A 17,942-nucleotide genomic window follows, 5' to 3' on the forward strand; every position below is an offset into this window, starting at 1 on the left:
ACAATTGTTGTTGATGGTGAGTTAATACAATTAGATATATTTTTTAGCAATTAAATATTCAATAAATAAAAGGTTCGGAATCCAGCCCAACCACGCAATAATCTGGTATACATCCATCGGGTTCGGGTGAAATAAATATACAATAATTACTTTCCACATTCTCAACGTCACTGCAGAAAGTGAAAGGGCAAAGCTCCGACACATCCATTGCTGATGTTGTTTAAATTTTTTTTGCCGGGCTAATTGATACGCCTTAAAAGTTGAAATCCACCATAAAAGACCCAACAGGACAAACGAAATTTTAGAGTAGATTCCTCCATTGGCAAATATTCCCATATAAATTCCTGACGGCGCTGCAAAGACGAGAATAAGGAAAATGTATGCTTTTCCGATATTTTTATGGAAGTTTTTTATTCCGAAATCTTTTCTGAAAATTGCTAAAAACCCGCTAAGCAATACAATAATACTGGTGTACACATGGGAATAAAAGAAATATAAATATTCCGGTCTTTCGGAAACTTCCGTTTGTTTGATCATCAGAAAACTTGTATCGGTTTTCACCGGAATATATTCCAGCGTGATTTTCAGCATCAGCCAAAAGAAATATCCGAATCCTAATATCAATAGGATCTTTAAAAAATTAGGAATATTTTTTTTGAGTGAAAACATTTTTTGTTTTAAACACTAATGTCACAAATTTTACACAATGGTCATCAATAATTTGTGTTATTAGTGAAAAAAGATTCGTGCAATTCGTGTTTAAACTATTTATAGTTCAAATCCTGCGCAATCAGCCAGGCTTCACTCCAGCATGCCTGAAAATTAAAACCTCCGGTTACGGCATCAATATTGAGAACTTCTCCTGCAATATAAAAATTAGGTAAAATTTTAGAAGACATATTTTTGAAGTTAATTTCCTTTAAATCAACGCCACCAGCAGTTACAAACTCATCTTTAAAGGTTGATTTTCCGGTAACCTGAAATTTCTTTTTGCAGAGATTTTCAATAATTCTGTCTATTTCTTTTTTTGAAATGTTGGCTGCCTGCTTATTAAGATCAATGTTTGATACTTCCAGGACTCGTTGCCAGAAACGATTCGTTATGTCAAAAATTTTCGACTGTCCGATTGTTTTTTTGGGATTTGACTGTTTAAAATTCTGAAAAAGCTGTTCTGCTTCGTCTAAAGACTTAGAAACAAAGTTCACTTCAATTTCAAAATTGTACTTCATGTTCGCAAGGTTCACTGCCTCCCACGCAGAAATTTTGAGAATTGCCGGTCCTGAAAGCCCCCAATGCGTGATCAGCAAAGGCCCGCTTTCTTCCGTTTTTAATTTTGGAATGGAGGTTTCTGCCATTTCAAAGCTTGTTCCCGCCAAATCCTTCAGCAAATCATCTTTAATATTAAAAGTAAATAGTGAAGGAACTAAATCAACAATTTTGTGTCCTAAATTTTGAATTATTTTTAAAGACTTTGGAGAACTTCCCGTGGTATAAATAATATAATCAGCCTCAAAATCTCCCAGACTTGTTTTTACCGCATATTTTTCGTCCTGTTTTTCAATTTCTTTAACGGAGCATTTGGTCTTTACTTCAATATTTTTATTTTGAATTTCTTTTAGCATCGCATTAATAATCGTCTGTGAAGAATTGCTTTCCGGGAAAACACGGTTGTCTCCTTCAATCTTTAACGAAACTTTTCGGTTTTCAAACCATTCCATTGTATCTCCCGGCTGAAAACGGGTAAAAACACTCAGTAATTCCTTATTGCCACGCGGATAAAACTGAACCAGCTCTCTGGGATCGAAACAGGCATGGGTAACATTGCAACGGCCTCCTCCGGAAATTTTTACTTTCTGAAGGACATCCGAATTCTGTTCGAGAATGGTAACTTTATATTGCGTGGCGTCCAGGTTGGCAGCACAGAAAAATCCTGCAGCGCCGCCCCCGATAATGATGATTTGTTTCATATTCCTTGTAATCCTATGCTCAGGATTATTTTTGCAAAACTACAATTTTTATAAACCATCTTATTTGAGTAATTTTGAAGAATATAATTTTTTCATTTTAAAAGTGAAAATTATTAACCGCAAAGCCGTCATAATAAATCAATTTTTAATAAAATGGCACGGTTAATTAAATTAAAGTTCATCTTATAAACAAAGTTTAAATGATATTCTACCACAAATTCGAAGTACGCTGGAGCGATCTTGACGCCAATAAACATTTAGCCAATTCATCATATGTACAATACTGTGCACAGGCAAGAATGGCATTTATGACCAAAGAGAAAATGGGTGTCACCCAATTGAGCAGATGGGGAATCGGGCCGGTGATCCTTCACGAACGGTATTCTTTTTTCAAAGAAATTTACGCCGATCAGACGGTAATTGTAAGCGTGGAAATCGACGGATGTTCGGAAGATTCTTCCATCTACAGATTCCTTCACAAATTTTATACCCCGGACGGAGTACATTGCGCCACTTCAGAAGCTACCGGAGTCTGGATCGATATGATGCTCAGAAAAATGACTACTCCGCCGGATGATGTTGTGGAGGCCATGAACAAATATAAAACTCCGGACACCGTTGTGCTCTCGAAAGAAGACTTTAAAAAATTCCCTTTCCATCCGCATAATATTGATCCGTCAGAATTTACGGGTTAAAAGTTTTGAGTTCAAGCTTAAATTACTCATTACTAATTATTCATTATTTATATTAAAAATATGTTTGAAGATAAATCACAGGAATTGACCCCCATCTCCAAATTAGGAGAGTTTGGTCTGATAAAGCATTTGACAGAGCAATTTTCTTTATCTAACAGTTCTTCTGAACTTGGAGTAGGAGATGATGCTGCAGTCATTAATCCAGAAAATAAAAAAGTAGTTCTTACGACAGATGTGCTGGCTGAAGGCGTACATTTTAATTTGGGATACGTTCCGTTGAAACATCTGGGTTATAAAGCGGTGGTTGTAAACCTGAGCGATATTGCAGCAATGAACGCCAAGCCTACTCAGATTCTCGTTTCTTTGGCTGTTTCCAACCGTTTTCCGGTAGAAGCGCTGGAAGAAGTTTATGCTGGAATTCAGGCTGCCTGTTCAAGATATAAAGTTGACTTAATCGGCGGAGATACGACGAGTTCTAATGCCGGTCTTGTCATGAGCATTACCGCAATCGGACTAGAAACTGAAGAAAATCTTGTAAAAAGAAGCGGTGCAAAACCGAATGATCTGTTGGTGGTAACCGGTGATCTTGGAGGAGCTTATATGGGCCTCCAGATCCTGGAAAGAGAACATGCCGTTTTCCTCGCCGATCCTAATATGCAGCCGGAAATGGAAGGCTACGATTATATTCTGGAAAGACAGCTGAAACCGGAAGCGAGAACCGATGTAAAAGGCATTCTGGAACAGCTGGATATTAAACCGACCTCTATGATTGACGTTTCGGACGGCCTGGCTTCAGAGATTCTTCATCTTTCGGATCAATCCGGAGTGGGGTTCAGGTTATATGAAGAAAAAATTCCGATGGACAGCCTTACCATTTCCACAGCAGACGAGTTTAATTTAAATCCTGTGGTAACGGCTTTAAGCGGAGGAGAAGATTATGAATTGTTATTCACTATTTCTGCGAACGATTTTGATAAAATTAAAAATCATCCGGACTTTACCATCATTGGTCATGCCGTTGAAAAAGAAGACGGGAATTTTATGGTGGCAAGAGGTTCAAACCAATTGATTGCTTTGACTGCGCAGGGTTGGGATGCTTTTTTGGGAAATCAGCAATGATAGATTATATTATTCTTTAGATACTAAAAAACCACCGCTATTGCAGTGGTTTTTTTAATTAATCTTTCTTAATATTTGCTTTTACATCTTGATAGGATCTATCTACCGCATCTGAACCTTTTTTAGCCGTTTTTTTTGTCCATTTTGTGGCATTTTTAACGCCTTTTTTGGTTTCATCGTAACCTTTTTCTGTGGTTTTGGCTGTCCATTCTGCACCGTCTTTAACGGCAGTTCCTACTTTTTTGGCATCTTTTTTTACTTCCTGCTTTACAGGATTCGTTTTTTGTGCAGATACACCGATTCCCAATAAAAGAATCAATGCTGCTGAATATAATTTCTTTTTCATTTATAAGAATGTTTTTTGATTTTTTTGCAAAAATCAGGCCATTATTTTTTTAGCAGTTTGCAAAAATGTTTGTGTTTTGAGTTTTTGTTCAGAGACGGAAGACTGATAAATGATAAAGACTGCCTTAGAAACAGTCTTTAACCTATGTAAAATAAACGGCTAAGCCTTTACAATATTCAAAATTACTTCCATTGCTTTTTGCATGCTTTCCAAGGCTACATATTCATACGGTCCGTGGAAATTGATTCCACCTGCGAAAATATTCGGACAAGGAAGTCCCATGTAAGATAGCTGTGCACCGTCTGTTCCACCTCGGATGGCTTTGATTTTCGGTTCGATTCCCGCTTCTTTCATGGCGGCAGCTGCACGGTCAATGATGTACATTTTACCTTCAAACTGCTGCTTCATGTTTCTGTATTGCTCTTTAATTTCAATTTCGGCAGTGCCCTCACCGTGTTTTTGATTAAAGTCGGCAACTTTTTCTTCCATGACTTTCTTTCTTGCCTCAAATTTCTCGGCATCGTGATCACGGATGATGTACTGTAATTTAGCTTCAGAAATATCAGCATTCAGATCCATTAAATGATAAAAGCCGTCAAAACCTTTTGTGGTTGCAGGCGTTTCGTTCGCCGGAAGCATTTGTGCGAATTCGGAAGCCAGTAAAGCAGCATTTACCATTTTGCCGTAAGCATAACCTGGGTGTACACTCAGCCCGTGAATTTTTACTACCGCTCCGGCAGCATTGAAGTTTTCATATTCCAGTTCACCAACTTCTCCGCCATCCATCGTATAAGCGAATTCCGCCCCGAATTTTTCCACATCAAATTTGTGAGCTCCTCTTCCTATTTCTTCATCAGGCGTAAATCCTACGGCAATTCTTCCATGCTTGATTTCAGGATGCGCAATCAGATATTCGGCAGCGGTTACGATTTCCGCACATCCGGCTTTGTCATCTGCTCCCAATAATGTATTTCCGTCTGTTGTAATCAACGTCTGGCCGATGTATCTTTTTAAGCTTTCAAATTTTGAAGGGGATAAAGTAAATCCTGTTGTCTGATTTAAAACAAGATCATTTCCGTCATAGTTTTCCCAAACCTGAGGGTTTACATTTTCTCCGCTAAAATCCGGTGATGTATCATAATGTGATATAAATCCGATCGTCGGGAGATCATTATTTTCCAGATTTGAAGGAACATATCCCATGATATACCCGTTTCCATCAATTGATACCTCCTCAAGACCGATCGTTTTCAGCTCTTCCGCGATATAGTTGGCGATATTCCACTGTCTTTCTGTAGAAGGAGTGGTTTCGCTTTCAGCATCACTGGTTGAATATATTTTTACATAAGTAAGAAAACGGTTCAGTAATTTTTCTTTCCATAACGGGTTGAATTCTATTGCGCTCATTATTAGTATAAATTTGTGGGCAAAGTTAAGGAATTTGAACCTCAGAATGATTTATTTGTAAGCTGATATACACCATCGAAATTATAAATGAGATATAAATATTTGAGAATCAAAATAATGGTAGATTTGTGGAAGATAAAACTAAATAGTTTAGTTTTATTATATTTGAGAAAATCTAAAAGTCAAAAATGTTCCTTACTGAATGTCCGCGTGATGCAATGCAGGGTTGGGGAGAATTCATCCCCACAGATAAAAAAATAGACTATATCAACTCCCTGATGGATGTTGGCTTTGAGGTGCTGGATTGCCTGAGCTTTGTATCTCCGAAAGCAATTCCGCAGATGGCCGACTCTGCTGAGGTTGCCGAGAATATTGATAAATCCCGATCCAATACGAAAGTTTCTGCCATTATCGGGAATTACCGCGGCGCAGAAAAAGCCCTTAAACACCAATCGGTAGATATTATCGGGTTTCCGTTTTCTATTTCTGAGACTTTTCAGCACAGGAATACCAATAAAAACCAGGAAGAAGCTTTTGACGAAATTATCAGAATGCTGGAACTGGTAAAAAGTGAAAACCGGCAGCTGAATGTCTATTTTTCAATGGCTTTTGGAAATCCTTACGGCGAAATGTGGAAGTGGGAAGATGTAGATTTTTGGGCACAGCGTTTTTCGGAAATAGGAGTTAAAGATATTTTACTCTCTGATACTACGGGAGTTGCAACACCGGAAACCATTTCTCTTTTATTCGGGAAAATTCCTGCAAAATATCCCGAAATTAATTTCGGAGCACATTTTCATAACCGATATGAAGATTCTTACTCTAAATTAAAGGCAGCATACGATCAGGGTTGCAGAAGGTTCGACAGTGCCATTAAAGGAATCGGCGGCTGTCCGATGGCAAAAGATGACCTTGTGGGAAACATGCCTACTGAACAGGTAATCAACTTTATGAGCGTGGAAAAAGCTGAACATAAACTGAACCTGCTGAACTTTGAAAGTTCTTATAATAAAGCGAAAGATATTTTTCATTTTTAAAATAACAAATCCGGATAGTATTAGCAATATCATCCTGAGCTTGAAGGATTCACCAATAAAATTAAAAATCAATAGGAGCGGGCTTTAGCCCGCTTTAGTATGCAAAATAATGGCTTTAGCCTAAATTTAATTTAAAACAAATCAATAAAATGTCACCAATCATTTCTCCATCTGAATTTAAAACCCTTCCGGCAGAAAACCTTGTCATTCTTGATGTGAGAGTCGGGAAAGATATTTACAAGAGTTATCTCAACAGACATATTAAAGGAGCAAAATTTATTGATTTGGATAAGGATCTGGCTGAAATTGGTGAAGACGCTGCATTTGGAGGGAGGCATCCTCTTCCTGCTATTGAAAAATTTGCGGAAACACTTTCAGAACTTGGAATTTCAGAAAAATCCCATATCATTATTTACGATGATAAAAATGGTGCTAATGCTGCCGCAAGAGCTTGGTGGATGCTGAAAGCTTTCGGATTGGAAAAGGTGCAGGTTCTGGATGGAGGCTTTCAGAATGCTGAAAAACAAAATGTTGAGTTTTCTTCCGGTGAAGAAGCGTTTGAAAAAGCTGAAATTATCAAAAAAGATAAATGGCTGCTTGCATTATCAACCATAGAAGATGTTGAAAATGAACTAAGAAGTAATGGATCAATAGTGATAGATGTTCGTGATGCATATCGTTACAGAGGAGAATCTGAACCGATTGATTTGGTTGCAGGCCATATTCCGGGAGCCATCAATATTCCTTTTTCTGAAAATCTCGATGAAAACGGAAACTTCCTTTCTCCTGAAATATTAAAAGATAAATATTCAAAATTACTGGAAGGTAAAGCAGAGAATCTTATCATTCACTGTGGTTCCGGAGTGACTGCCTGTCATACGATTTTAGCGTTGGAATATGCCGGTTTTGAAATTCCGTCTTTGTACGTAGGTTCGTGGAGTGAATGGAGCAGGAGGGAAGGTAAGGAAATTGCCAAGGATATATAAAAACTTTCACAGATAATATCTGTGAAAGCTTAAGGTTGGTTAATTATTGGTTATCAGTTATTTTGTAACTGCAAGAGCGGCAAAATAATATTGGAATGCATTGACTTCCAGTGCAAAAACACCATCATTTCCAATCATATTAATCGGTCTCCAGAAACTTCCGTCAAAAAAGCTGATCAACCCCTGATAAGAATTCAAGCCGTTCGGCTCCGTAACTCCCCACGGATTTCTCAGGATGATATAGTTTTTACCGTTGAAAGTAGACCATCCCAAAACAGTATAGGCGTGGTTTCCTACAATATTGGATCCGCTGTAGTCTTTTCCTGATCCGTACGTCCAGGCAACCATCGGATTGATGGTTTTATAACTCATCGAATTTTCTCTTACTATCCCGAAAAGATCAAGCCCGGTTCTTGATGAGGTATAATAATAATAAGGCGTTTTGTTGGTGAGCTGTGCAACGGCTTTTGCAGGATCTCCATAAGCGGTTTGGGAAATATCCGGCTTATCATCATTCACATTCGTAATCCATTTTGCAAATGCTTTTTCATAAACAGCAGGCCAAATCTCTCCGGCGTCATTACTTCTGCAGTAAACGGGGTTGTTAGAAGAATTAACAATCGTATTATCCGTAACTTCCACGAGTCTTGTGGCCGCATCTTTTCCTCCGCCTTTTGTAAAGAACTGAATCGCATTGGTGCGGTCTGTTTCTCCGGTTCCTGTTGCCCGTACTTTATGTTCAATAGTATAAGGTGTTGCCCAGGCAATGGCCGAAATTGCAGCAATAAAATAACAGTTGGCTACCGCTCCCTGAATCGGGTCATTGTATTCGGTAACATCATTGAAGAAATTTCCTCTGTCGCTCCACGAAGTTCCTGCAGGGGTCCATCCGTTCGCGTTTCCCTGTCCGAAAATGATGTTTTTAATGGATGGAGTGATGAGTTTGTTAGTAATCGTATTGTTCAGTTTTGGAATATTCAGTACCATTTTTACATCACCTTTGTCCAGTCTGGCATTTTTGACGGAAATGGCATTAAGGTCTTTTACTCCTGTGGTGGAAAGATCATTAAGTGTTCTGATGTTTGAAAGGTTTACAGATTCCAGCTTATCGGTTGCTCTTATTTTAACTTCGTCAGTTTTCAGAGCGCGTACTGTGTTGTCTTTCATCAGTTCCAGTCCGGCATACAGAGGTGAATTAAATTTGATGTCGAAAAGTTCTGCATAATTGGTTTCCAGAGTTTCTTCAAGGATTTGGTAAGATTTTGCATCTTTCCAGTCGAATTTTCTTCCGGTAATGGCTTCGGTTAATGCGTAAGGGTTAATTACTCCTACAAACATTTCTTTAGGTGCTTGGTCCATGATAATTGGTTTTAAAGATTAAGGTTATTATTAATTTGGTTTAAAAAATCAGTGCTGTACAGTTCTAAAAATCGGTTGAATATGGAAATACCGAAATCATCATCAGGGTTGATGATCATTTTCTTTGAATTAACTTCAATACTTCTTTCGCTTCCTCCAACCATGACCTGGTTTTTTAGAGGAATCTCTTTTGTGTTTAGTAAAGAAAGAAGTTTGAGAAAAATTTCGACATTGAATTTCTTTCGTTCAGATACAATCATTTTTTCATCCGTATCATATCCTTTGAAAAGTTTAAGCTCGGCATTTCCGTCCTCTTCGGAGAAAATAATCTGATATCGGTAAGCATACTGTGGCGGGACACTTCCGTTGGTAAATGATACTATGATTGTATTGGTTTTCATACTGTTGATTTCTGAACCAAAGGTATGATAGTGTAATTATCTGTTTGTCAGTGTTTTTACGAAATATATATGGGGAATAAACGGAAATAAAAAAAGCTGTTTCATTTTGAAACAGCTATTATTTTAGATAATGTAAAGTTAATACATTGTAACCCTAGGCTTATACCTGATTAAAGCATTCCCAGCTCAAATTTGGCTTCCTCACTCATCATATCTTTATTCCAGCTTGGTTCGAAGGTAAGCTCCAGATCAACGCTTTTTACGTTTTCTACTTCTGCTACTTTGTCCTTTACTTCCTGAGGCAATGTTTCCGCAACCGGACAGTTGGGAGTAGTGAGGGTCATGATGATCTTAACATCTGCATCATCGGAAATCTGAACATCGTAAACCAGCCCAAGTTCATAGATATCTACCGGAATTTCAGGGTCATATACGGTTTTTAAGACGTTGATGATCTCTTCACCAATGTCAGCAATCTGATCGTCTGTAAATTTCATTTTTTAATCTAAATTGATATACCTTTTCAACAAATCTTCCTGACGCATCCGCCGGAAAATGTTTGCCAAAGTTAAGACATCTTTTTCACAATAGTCTATTATTCTTTGCAAGTCTTTCTCTATGTAGTAGATTGATGAAACCATTGAGCCGTCGATATCGTCTTTCGGCGTGGGAATTCCGAAAAGATGCGCCAGTAATTCCAGCGAAACGAAACTTTTGTAATCCCCGAATTTCCAAAGTTCCATCGTATCGATATGAGGAATTTCCCAAGGTTTTTTCCCAAACATCTGAAACGGTACGGGAGGCATTATGCCATTAATCAGAAACCTTCTGGCAATCCACGGGAAATCAAACTCTTTACCGTTATGGGCACAGAGTATTACTTCACGAAGCCGCGGACTGTTAAATATTTCGCCAAATTCCAGCAAAATCTTTTTTTCGTCATGCCCTGCAAAGCTTTTGATTTTTAAAGTGTCATTTTTTTCGAGCATCCCGATCGTAATACAGATAATTTTTCCGAATTCGGCCATAATTCCTGCCTTTTCCGAATAAAAATCCTGTGCAGAGATTTCATCTTTTCTCTGGTACTTCGTTTTTTTATCCCAAAGCATCTGTTCGGATTCCGATAGGTCTTCCCACGATCCGGATCCCGGAACTGTTTCAATATCAATAAATAAAATTCTTTCTAAAGGAATGTGTTGTATCATTTGTTTTTATTTTATCCTACCTGCATTCCGTTTTTCACAGGTAATGAAGGCGTAAGTAAAGTAACATCTTTTTTATCCTCACCATAAACGCCCAGCACAAGGCATTCGCTGAAAAAGTTGGCAATCTGCTTTTTAGGGAAATTAACGACGGCAAGAACCTGCACGCCAATCAATTCTTCTTTACTGTATAATGACGTAATCTGTGCCGATGACTTTTTAATCCCTAAATCTCCAAAATCTATTTCCAGTTGGTAAGAAGGGTTTCTGGCCTTTTCGAAATCATTGGCTGAAATAATGGTTCCGCATCTGATATCAATTTTTTCAAAATCTGCCCATGAGATTTCAGGTTTAATGGTCATGATGTATTGATTTATTATTCTGTTTCAGTCTTCTTTTATGCATCTTATAACAAAAGTATTAAAATAATGAAACTTACATGATGTTGTGATATAAAATTTCATACTTAAAGCTCAGTCCATTATGAGTTTTTAATATTTTTTTCAGCCATCCTGTGCAAGATTTACCTAAAAACGGGATTTATCTAATGAGTACTCAATAATAATGTGTAATGCTAAAATTTTAAGATAATGAAGATAAAAAAAGTACTTCGTTTCCTGATGCTTGCCGCAATTGCCGTATCCGGAATGTCATTAATATCCTGTATGGATGATCAGTATGTACCTGTTCCCGTAAAAATCAGCGATGTCAACGGGAGTTACAGAGCACGGCTGGTAACTTCCATAGGAATAAATGTGAATGAAAAAATCATTGACTTTAATGCAAAAGACAGCCTGATCACTTTTAAGGATTTTCCGGTAAGAGAAATTGTGAAAACAATCGTGGCAGATCCAGTGAAAGCCGATACGGTTTTAGCCCATTTAGGGAAAGTTGAATATAAAATAAAGTTTAAGACCAAACTGAATGTAGATCAGAACGTGATAGAACTTGCTTTAGAACCTCAGATAATAGCTTTTCAAATTCCAATTGACGGAGTATCAAAAAATGTTGCCATAACAATGACGGCCAAGCAAAAAGGCTTTTATGTCGGATATGATACATCCCTGAGATTTGGATGGGAAGCAGAAAAAATAAACGTTGGAGGGGTAGATATAGCTCCTTACCAAACCATAAAATATGAAATCCCGATCAGTATTAAAAATTAAATAATGGTTATTGGCAGATAGGCCGGCTTCAATTTGAGGCAGCCTATCTTTGTATTATGTTAAATGAATGACAGTCCCGGGACGATGCTGTAAAGTTAATGAAGGAAAATAGCGAACAGATTTTGATAAACCGTCTTCTACAGAAAGAAGAAACGGCCTGGAAGGAGCTCTTTGAAGCTTATTCAGGTAGTCTTGCCTATGTCTGTTCAAGATATATCATTGACAGGAATCAGGTAAATGATGTTTTGCAGAACAGCTTTATCCGGATGTTTCGCTCTATAGAATCTTTTGAATACCGAGGAAATGGTTCGCTGAGGGCATGGATCACCAGAATTACTGTTAATGAATCTTTAAAGCACATTAAACAAAATGCCGATTTTAAAATCATAACCAATGAAGCTGATATCCCGGATACAGAAACAGAAGATGATCCTGATCTGGATGAAATTTCACAGCAGGAAATTATGGAAATGATCCGGACGCTTCCTGATGGGTACAGGACCGTGTTCAACCTTTTTGTTTTTGAAGAAAAAAGTCATAAGGAAATCGCAGAGATACTGGGGATTGCCGAAAATTCCTCAGCATCGCAGTTGCACAGGGCCAAATCAATGCTTGCCCGGAAAATAAAAGAATATAAAATGTCTAAAACAGCGCAATATGAGTAATGAATGGTTAAATGAGCTGCGCAGGAAAATGGAAGATCACACAGAAGATGTTCCTGATGGATTGTGGAGAAATATCAGTGAAGAATTATTTGTGGAGGACGAGACCAAAAGCATTCCCGGTCCCGTCCCGAATGATCTGAAAGCGCAGAAGACTGTTGTATTTAATCTGCCGTTACTGTACCGTATTTGCGGTGTTGCCGCGGCTATTGCTGTATTCTTGATTCTGGGCGGGCTATTTTATTTTAACGGAAATAAACATCAGCCTGAAATTAAAAAACAATACACTCTAAAAGATAATCTTCATGGAAAACCTATATCTAATCCAGCAGGAGATTATTCCGAAGAAGACTTTGGAAAGCAATTTTTTAGCGTTAACCAAAAAGAAGAAAAGAAGAAGAGTTCGACACCTGAATATCTTAAAAAGTCTTTGATCAAGATACATTTTTTACCAGAAATTAATCAGGGTGAGAGATTAGAAATTTCTTCACAAAATGAAGTTTTTACTGAAAACAAATCAGCTCAAAAAGAAGATGTAGAAAGTATACCGGCAAAACCGGCTTTTGAAGAAACGGAAACATATGCCTTGACGACAAAAGAGGAGAGAAAAAAGAAAGAAGAAGCGGAAAAAATGAAAGCTCTGGCGTTTGCCAAAACGAAAAGCAAATGGATGCTTGGTTTGGGAACGGGTAATGCCTCTTCAAATACCACTGATCAGTTTCCCGGTTATGCCTCGCTCAATGGTTCAACGCCCAGCCTTCCTGAAATGTGGAGTCTGGGATCCGGAGAAGATCCGCTGATGCAGATTCTTCTCGCCAATCAGGATAAAAAGGTTGATGCCACCATAAGACATAAAACCCCTGTTACTATTGGTGCTTCTGTTTATAAAAATTTAGGCAAAAAATGGAGCCTGGGGACAGGAGTTAATTATACCAGGCTTTCTGCAGAACTTACCTCCGGCAGTCCTTCCGATTTTATCAGCAGTGAACAGAATATTCATTACGTGGGAATTCCGGTTCAGGTAAACTATAATGTTATTCAGAAAGGAGCTTTTACAGGATATGTTACCGGAGGTGGAACTGTTGAAAAAGCAGTTTCCGGCAATATCAGGACAAAATACATTGTAGATGGCACGGTAAAGCAGGAAACTAAAGAAGAGATCGGCGAGAAACCGGTTCAGGTTTCGGTAAATTCGGCTGTGGGTGTTCAGTTCAGGGTGATAAAACATATCGGAATTTATGCAGAACCGGGTATTGGCTATCATTTTAATGACAACAGTTCGCTCAAAACCATTTACAAAGAAAAGCCGCTGAATTTTAATCTAAAGTTCGGGGTCAGAATACTATTGGATTAAAGAAATCGAATCACAAAATAATTGTATATGAAAACAAAACTAATTTTTTTAAGTATTTTATTATTAAGCTTTTTACAGCTGAACGCACAGCAATGTACCCCAGAAATTACCAGTCCGAGACTGGGCGCCATGTTTGCAGAAAGAATTCTCTTTTGTAATACGGAGACAGAAACACTTTCTACGACCCAAACGTACGGAACGTATCAATGGTACAAACAGCAGTGGGACTGGCAAACGCCAAATAACAATCCGTGGGTAGCAATTTCCGGTGCCACATCCCAGACGTTAACGATCAATGGAACCGATGATATGCTGTACTATTTCAAAGTTGAAGTAACACAGAATGACTGTACAGCACAAAGTGCTCCGGTTCTGGCAGACGGCTACGCCTACGGTCTTCCTTTTATGATGGCAGACTTCCAGCCGGGAACTTTTGAAGAGACCGCACCCGGAGTCTATAATGTTTGTGACGGCGCTTCGGTACAGCTCAATGACGGCTTTCCGCAGGTATACGGAACGCATACATGGTTTAAATGTATTCCGGGAAGCAATCCTCCTTTACCTTCAGATCCTTGTATCATTGCAGGAGAAACAGGAGATTCGTATACCGCAACCAATTCCGGGACTTTCGGGTTTTATGCCTGTACGCAATATTGTCCGGATCAGTGCGAGATGCTGAGCGATTTTGCTTTTATCACCTTAAATTTCGGAAACTTCAGCTTTTGCTCCAATCTCGGGACGGGAGAAACCAAACCTAAAGAAAATAACCTCAGCGTTTATCCGAACCCTGCTTCACAGGTCATTTATATCGGAAAAGAATCTGATAAAAAATATCCTGAAGTTTCCATCATTGATATGTCCGGAAAGCTGATCCTGCAAAAGAAAGACCACCAATTCTCTGAGGCTATTGATGTAAGTGCAATTGTTCCGGGAACGTATTTTATTGTTTCTAAATCTGTGGATGGAAAGGTGTACAAAAATAAATTTATTAAGAAATAAGTATTTGAGATATTTTGGATTTAATTGATTGAAAGGCCCGGAGTTAATTCCGGGCTTTTCTTTTGTGATTAAAATTCCGCTGAAAAATATTAGAAAAAATATTTTATTTTTGCATCAAAACACAGACGATGCTGATCAAAATTTATGGAAGTGCAATACACGGCGTTTCGGCGCAAACCATCACCATTGAAGTTAATGTAGACACCGGAGGAGTAGGGTATCACCTCGTAGGTCTTCCCGATAATGCCATCAAAGAAAGCAGTTACAGGATCTCCGCTGCACTGAAAAATGTCGGGTATAAAATTCCAGGAAAAAAAATCACCATCAATATGGCTCCCGCCGATCTCCGCAAAGAAGGCGCTGCGTACGATCTGAGTATTGCCATCGGAATTCTCGCGGCCTCCGATCAGATTCTTGCCGAAAATATCCAGGATTATATCATTATGGGAGAGCTTTCTCTCGACGGGACCTTACAGCCGGTGAAGGGTGTATTGCCGATTGCCATACAGGCGAGAGAAGAAGGATTTAAAGGAATTATTCTTCCAAAGCAGAATACCCGTGAAGCTGCGATTGTGAACAATCTTGATGTTTTTGCCGCTGAAAATATAAAAGAGGTGATTGATTTCTTTAATGAAGGAAAGCCGCTTGAGAAAATTGAAATCGATACAAGAAAAGAATTTCAGGAAAAAGTTAATGATTTTCCGTTTGATTTTTCAGAAGTGAAAGGGCAGGAGACTGCCAAACGGGCAATGGAAGTTGCAGCAGCAGGGGGACATAATATTATTTTGATCGGACCTCCCGGAAGTGGAAAAACGATGCTTGCGAAAAGAGTTCCCAGTATTTTGCCTCCGTTAAGCCTTAAGGAAGCTTTGGAAACCACAAAGATCCATTCTGTGGCGGGAAAAATGGGCACGGAAACTTCGCTGATGACGGTTCGTCCGTTCCGTGCACCGCATCACACAATTTCTGATGTGGCGCTTGTCGGGGGTGGAGGTTATCCGCAACCCGGAGAGATCTCGCTGGCACACAACGGGGTCTTGTTTCTGGATGAAATGCCGGAATTTAAAAGAACTGTGCTCGAAGTAATGCGGCAGCCTCTCGAAGATAGGGAAGTAACAATCTCAAGAGCCAGGTTTACGGTGAATTATCCCGCAAGCTTTATGCTGGTCGCCTCCATGAATCCCAGTCCCAGCGGATTTTTCCCTGATGACCCCAATAATACTTCCACTGTATACGAAATGCAGCGGTATATGAATAAGCTTTCCGGGCCGCTTCTGGACAGGATTGACATTCATATTGAGGTGCAGAAAGTGGAATTTGAACAACTGGCGGAGCGAAGAAAAGGCGAAAAAAGTGAAGATATCAGAAAGCGTGTGCTGGTAGCCCGTGAAATCCAGAGAGAACGCTATAAAGATTTGAAAATAAGCTACAACGCTCAAATAGGTCCCAAAGAAATTGAACAATACTGTAATCTGGATGAAACTTCCTTCAGCCTCATTAAAACCGCTATGGAAAAGCTGAATCTTTCGGCAAGAGCCTACGACCGCATCCTGAAAGTTGCCCGAACGATTGCCGATCTGGAAGGCTCAGAAAATATTCTTTCGTATCATATTTCGGAGGCGATACAATACAGGAGTCTGGATCGGGAGTTTTGGAATGGGTGATTATGTTTCGTTCTTGCTTTATTTCTATTCATTTAATTTCAGTTTACATGAAAAAATTAATTATTTTCATTTTTTTGATTGAAATATGATATTGTGAATACCAAAAAAGAAGGTTTAAAGAATTCATCAGTGAATTAACCTAATTTTAAAATTAGGGTTTTATAGATATTTTTGCTACTATACTTTCTTCTAATATCTTGTAACCCAAGGATTCTAATTCTTTTACGTAGTCGCCACAACCTGAATTTAATACATTATTTCTATTATGGTCAGACTTAATAATTTCTTCATATTTATTAAGTTGAGAATATTTATAAATTCCATTTTTATTTGCATTCAAATCTATTGGGTATTCTAATGTCTGAAATGGCTTTAAAATAATTAATATATCACAACATAGTTTATCATTCCTCGTAGAGTATCCTCTTTTAATATACACATAAGGCTGTAATAGATTGCCATTTTCCAAAGTGTAGGATTCTCCATAAAATGCATAAGGATCAATAATATACGTATCTTTAGTATTATTTATTATCGTTTCTTTTATGACCTCAGTGTCTTGTGAAGAAAAGTGTTTTTGGGGAAAATAATATCTACGTCTTTACTTTTATTTAATTTAATCTGATTAGAACAAAAAATAAAAAAGAGACAAAATGGTAATAAAATAACTTTTCTCATTTATATTAAATTAATGATTTGCAATATTTAAAAAGTGAGACATAACATTATTTAAATGAATTAAACCTTGTCTTTCCATAGTTCCTGTCCACTTTTCGGCAGTATGATATGCGGATAACTCATTTAACTCTTGTTCAATATTACTATTTCCTTGTAAGATTCCTAATTTAAAATTTATAAAATGATGCAGCCCAAAAATTTTATTTCTATTCTATAATTAATGGGATCTCCTCCGTCTTTAAACTACCATGGAATATACTAATATTATTTTTCCTTAGAGAGTCTAAATCCATAGGAGTTAAATATTCCTTAATTTTAGTACTATCGAATTCCATTTCAATATGAATAAAGTACTTTTTATTTTTATCAAAAGTATAATAAGTTCCCGATTTCTCTAATTGACTTTTAAAGAAAGTTATTTTCTTAAGCAGTTTATTTTCTTGATTAGGTAACAGAATAAATTTATTTTTCCGCATAGATTTATAACTTTTTACCCAGTTATAATTTACCTTAATTCCTCTATTTAAAAAATCTTTCCACAATAAAGAGTCTTTTTTTTCATTTAATAAAAATTTATCCATTTCTTTTTCATCAGGAATTGAATTATCTAAGTAAAGATTACTTACTTTTGGTTCAATACCTTTTTCATCAGTTATTATAAATTTAGTTCCTAAATAATATGACCAATCATTATCTTCGATAGAAGAAGGAGGATAGAAAATGTATTTTTTATTTGTCTTGTTTTCAATTATAAAACAAGCTTTATCATTAGTTAGATACAGATCATTACAAAATCTAATTTTAACACCTTTTTTAGAACAGCTAAGTAAGTTAGAAAAAGTATATGCTAAGAATAAATAAAATAATAGTTTTTTCATATTATCTCCCAAAACTTTGTAA

The 17,942-nt window shown here is 37.6% G+C and carries 20 protein-coding genes; 9 read left to right on the top strand and 11 right to left on the bottom strand.

Translation table 11 applies throughout. From position 1 onward, the window contains the following. Positions 1-30: 30 nt before the first annotated feature. Both HHL20_RS13640 and HHL20_RS13645 read right to left on the bottom strand, forming a co-directional pair. Positions 31-669 carry a DUF2306 domain-containing protein gene (locus tag HHL20_RS13640; protein WP_169231723.1) on the bottom strand — a complete coding sequence of 213 codons (639 nt, stop codon included), beginning with the start codon at positions 667-669 and terminating at the stop codon, positions 31-33. Between the two features lie 95 nt (positions 670-764). After that, entirely contained in the window at positions 765-1,967 is a 1,203-nt protein-coding gene (locus HHL20_RS13645; protein WP_169231724.1) for a BaiN/RdsA family NAD(P)/FAD-dependent oxidoreductase, read from the bottom strand. A gap of 200 nt (positions 1,968-2,167) precedes the next feature. Between HHL20_RS13645 and HHL20_RS13650 the strand changes: the two genes are divergently transcribed. Together HHL20_RS13650 and thiL are read left to right on the top strand one after the other, a co-directional pair. Then, complete coding sequence (locus HHL20_RS13650; protein ID WP_169231725.1) at positions 2,168-2,662, top strand: acyl-CoA thioesterase; 495 nt, start codon at positions 2,168-2,170, stop codon at positions 2,660-2,662. 60 nt (positions 2,663-2,722) lie between these two features. Beyond that, positions 2,723-3,781: a thiamine-phosphate kinase gene (gene thiL, locus HHL20_RS13655; RefSeq protein ID WP_169231726.1), complete on the top strand. Its 1,059-nt coding sequence runs from the start codon at positions 2,723-2,725 to the stop codon at positions 3,779-3,781. A gap of 58 nt (positions 3,782-3,839) precedes the next feature. Here the strand turns inward: thiL and HHL20_RS13660 are convergent, their stop codons facing one another. Next, positions 3,840-4,127 carry a hypothetical protein gene (locus tag HHL20_RS13660; RefSeq protein WP_169231727.1) on the bottom strand — a complete coding sequence of 96 codons (288 nt, stop codon included), beginning with the start codon at positions 4,125-4,127 and terminating at the stop codon, positions 3,840-3,842. A 159-nt stretch (positions 4,128-4,286) separates the two neighbouring features. Next, complete coding sequence (pepT, locus tag HHL20_RS13665; protein ID WP_169231728.1) at positions 4,287-5,534, bottom strand: peptidase T; 1,248 nt, start codon at positions 5,532-5,534, stop codon at positions 4,287-4,289. 188 nt (positions 5,535-5,722) lie between these two features. On the opposite strand from pepT, the gene HHL20_RS13670 reads away from it, so the two are divergent. Together HHL20_RS13670 and HHL20_RS13675 are read left to right on the top strand one after the other, a co-directional pair. Further along, positions 5,723-6,571 carry a hydroxymethylglutaryl-CoA lyase gene (locus tag HHL20_RS13670; protein WP_169231729.1) on the top strand — a complete coding sequence of 283 codons (849 nt, stop codon included), beginning with the start codon at positions 5,723-5,725 and terminating at the stop codon, positions 6,569-6,571. Between the two features lie 149 nt (positions 6,572-6,720). Next, positions 6,721-7,557 carry a sulfurtransferase gene (locus HHL20_RS13675; protein ID WP_169231730.1) on the top strand — a complete coding sequence of 279 codons (837 nt, stop codon included), beginning with the start codon at positions 6,721-6,723 and terminating at the stop codon, positions 7,555-7,557. Between the two features lie 57 nt (positions 7,558-7,614). Here the strand turns inward: HHL20_RS13675 and HHL20_RS13680 are convergent, their stop codons facing one another. The 5 genes from HHL20_RS13680 to HHL20_RS13700 form a co-directional block, all read right to left on the bottom strand. Next, positions 7,615-8,916, bottom strand: coding sequence for a C2 family cysteine protease (locus HHL20_RS13680; protein WP_169231731.1), 1,302 nt, complete (start codon positions 8,914-8,916; stop codon positions 7,615-7,617). Positions 8,917-8,927: 11 nt separating this feature from the next. Continuing rightward, entirely contained in the window at positions 8,928-9,317 is a 390-nt protein-coding gene (locus HHL20_RS13685) for a hypothetical protein (RefSeq protein WP_169231732.1), read from the bottom strand. Between the two features lie 170 nt (positions 9,318-9,487). Then, positions 9,488-9,814, bottom strand: a complete 327-nt coding sequence (locus HHL20_RS13690; RefSeq protein WP_029296148.1) for an SUF system Fe-S cluster assembly protein — start codon at positions 9,812-9,814, stop codon at positions 9,488-9,490. A 3-nt stretch (positions 9,815-9,817) separates the two neighbouring features. Further along, a complete protein-coding gene (locus tag HHL20_RS13695; protein WP_169231733.1) occupies positions 9,818-10,522 on the bottom strand; it encodes a 3'-5' exonuclease in 705 nt (234 codons plus the stop codon). Between the two features lie 11 nt (positions 10,523-10,533). Continuing rightward, on the bottom strand, positions 10,534-10,881 hold the full coding sequence (locus tag HHL20_RS13700) for a tRNA-binding protein (protein WP_169231734.1): 348 nt from the start codon (positions 10,879-10,881) through the stop codon (positions 10,534-10,536). Positions 10,882-11,109: 228 nt separating this feature from the next. On the opposite strand from HHL20_RS13700, the gene HHL20_RS13705 reads away from it, so the two are divergent. The 5 genes from HHL20_RS13705 (at position 11,110) to HHL20_RS13725 (ending at position 16,364) form a co-directional block, all read left to right on the top strand. Further along, the gene (locus HHL20_RS13705) at positions 11,110-11,685 is read left to right on the top strand and encodes a DUF4840 domain-containing protein (RefSeq protein WP_169231735.1); all 576 of its coding nucleotides are present in this window, start codon (positions 11,110-11,112) and stop codon (positions 11,683-11,685) included. 98 nt (positions 11,686-11,783) lie between these two features. Continuing rightward, positions 11,784-12,350 (top strand): RNA polymerase sigma factor, encoded by a 567-nt coding sequence (locus HHL20_RS13710; protein WP_169231736.1) that lies wholly within the window; start codon positions 11,784-11,786, stop codon positions 12,348-12,350. Then, complete coding sequence (locus tag HHL20_RS13715) at positions 12,343-13,701, top strand: outer membrane beta-barrel protein (protein WP_169231737.1); 1,359 nt, start codon at positions 12,343-12,345, stop codon at positions 13,699-13,701. Before HHL20_RS13710 ends, HHL20_RS13715 begins: the two co-directional genes overlap by 8 nt. 27 nt (positions 13,702-13,728) lie before the next feature. Further along, complete coding sequence (locus tag HHL20_RS13720; RefSeq protein ID WP_169231738.1) at positions 13,729-14,700, top strand: T9SS type A sorting domain-containing protein; 972 nt, start codon at positions 13,729-13,731, stop codon at positions 14,698-14,700. 128 nt (positions 14,701-14,828) lie between these two features. Further along, positions 14,829-16,364, top strand: a complete 1,536-nt coding sequence (locus tag HHL20_RS13725) for a YifB family Mg chelatase-like AAA ATPase (protein ID WP_169231739.1) — start codon at positions 14,829-14,831, stop codon at positions 16,362-16,364. A 151-nt stretch (positions 16,365-16,515) separates the two neighbouring features. Here the strand turns inward: HHL20_RS13725 and HHL20_RS13730 are convergent, their stop codons facing one another. Together HHL20_RS13730 and HHL20_RS13735 are read right to left on the bottom strand one after the other, a co-directional pair. Then, entirely contained in the window at positions 16,516-16,833 is a 318-nt protein-coding gene (locus HHL20_RS13730; RefSeq protein ID WP_169231740.1) for a hypothetical protein, read from the bottom strand. A 415-nt stretch (positions 16,834-17,248) separates the two neighbouring features. Continuing rightward, positions 17,249-17,920, bottom strand: coding sequence for a hypothetical protein (locus HHL20_RS13735; RefSeq protein ID WP_169231741.1), 672 nt, complete (start codon positions 17,918-17,920; stop codon positions 17,249-17,251). Between the last annotated feature and the right edge of the window lie 22 nt (positions 17,921-17,942).

This window comes from Chryseobacterium cheonjiense (assembly GCF_012927265.1).
Lineage (GTDB): Bacteria > Bacteroidota > Bacteroidia > Flavobacteriales > Weeksellaceae > Chryseobacterium > Chryseobacterium cheonjiense.

Bases quoted from the DNA above. Each gene is read 5' to 3' on its own strand.
- HHL20_RS13720 (WP_169231738.1), top strand. From the start codon at position 13,729: ATGAAAACAAAACTAATTTTTTTAAGTATTTTATTATTAAGCTTTTTA.
- HHL20_RS13710 (WP_169231736.1), top strand. From the start codon at position 11,784: ATGAAGGAAAATAGCGAACAGATTTTGATAAACCGTCTTCTACAGAAA.
- HHL20_RS13660 (WP_169231727.1), bottom strand. From the start codon at position 4,127: ATGAAAAAGAAATTATATTCAGCAGCATTGATTCTTTTATTGGGAATC.
- HHL20_RS13685 (WP_169231732.1), bottom strand. From the start codon at position 9,317: ATGAAAACCAATACAATCATAGTATCATTTACCAACGGAAGTGTCCCG.
- HHL20_RS13680 (WP_169231731.1), bottom strand. From the start codon at position 8,916: ATGGACCAAGCACCTAAAGAAATGTTTGTAGGAGTAATTAACCCTTAC.
- HHL20_RS13650 (WP_169231725.1), top strand. From the start codon at position 2,168: ATGATATTCTACCACAAATTCGAAGTACGCTGGAGCGATCTTGACGCC.
- HHL20_RS13725 (WP_169231739.1), top strand. From the start codon at position 14,829: ATGCTGATCAAAATTTATGGAAGTGCAATACACGGCGTTTCGGCGCAA.
- HHL20_RS13715 (WP_169231737.1), top strand. From the start codon at position 12,343: ATGAGTAATGAATGGTTAAATGAGCTGCGCAGGAAAATGGAAGATCAC.
- HHL20_RS13675 (WP_169231730.1), top strand. From the start codon at position 6,721: ATGTCACCAATCATTTCTCCATCTGAATTTAAAACCCTTCCGGCAGAA.
- HHL20_RS13735 (WP_169231741.1), bottom strand. From the start codon at position 17,920: ATGAAAAAACTATTATTTTATTTATTCTTAGCATATACTTTTTCTAAC.
- HHL20_RS13690 (WP_029296148.1), bottom strand. From the start codon at position 9,814: ATGAAATTTACAGACGATCAGATTGCTGACATTGGTGAAGAGATCATC.
- HHL20_RS13670 (WP_169231729.1), top strand. From the start codon at position 5,723: ATGTTCCTTACTGAATGTCCGCGTGATGCAATGCAGGGTTGGGGAGAA.
- pepT (WP_169231728.1), bottom strand. From the start codon at position 5,534: ATGAGCGCAATAGAATTCAACCCGTTATGGAAAGAAAAATTACTGAAC.
- HHL20_RS13645 (WP_169231724.1), bottom strand. From the start codon at position 1,967: ATGAAACAAATCATCATTATCGGGGGCGGCGCTGCAGGATTTTTCTGT.
- HHL20_RS13640 (WP_169231723.1), bottom strand. From the start codon at position 669: ATGTTTTCACTCAAAAAAAATATTCCTAATTTTTTAAAGATCCTATTG.
- thiL (WP_169231726.1), top strand. From the start codon at position 2,723: ATGTTTGAAGATAAATCACAGGAATTGACCCCCATCTCCAAATTAGGA.
- HHL20_RS13705 (WP_169231735.1), top strand. From the start codon at position 11,110: ATGAAGATAAAAAAAGTACTTCGTTTCCTGATGCTTGCCGCAATTGCC.
- HHL20_RS13700 (WP_169231734.1), bottom strand. From the start codon at position 10,881: ATGACCATTAAACCTGAAATCTCATGGGCAGATTTTGAAAAAATTGAT.
- HHL20_RS13695 (WP_169231733.1), bottom strand. From the start codon at position 10,522: ATGATACAACACATTCCTTTAGAAAGAATTTTATTTATTGATATTGAA.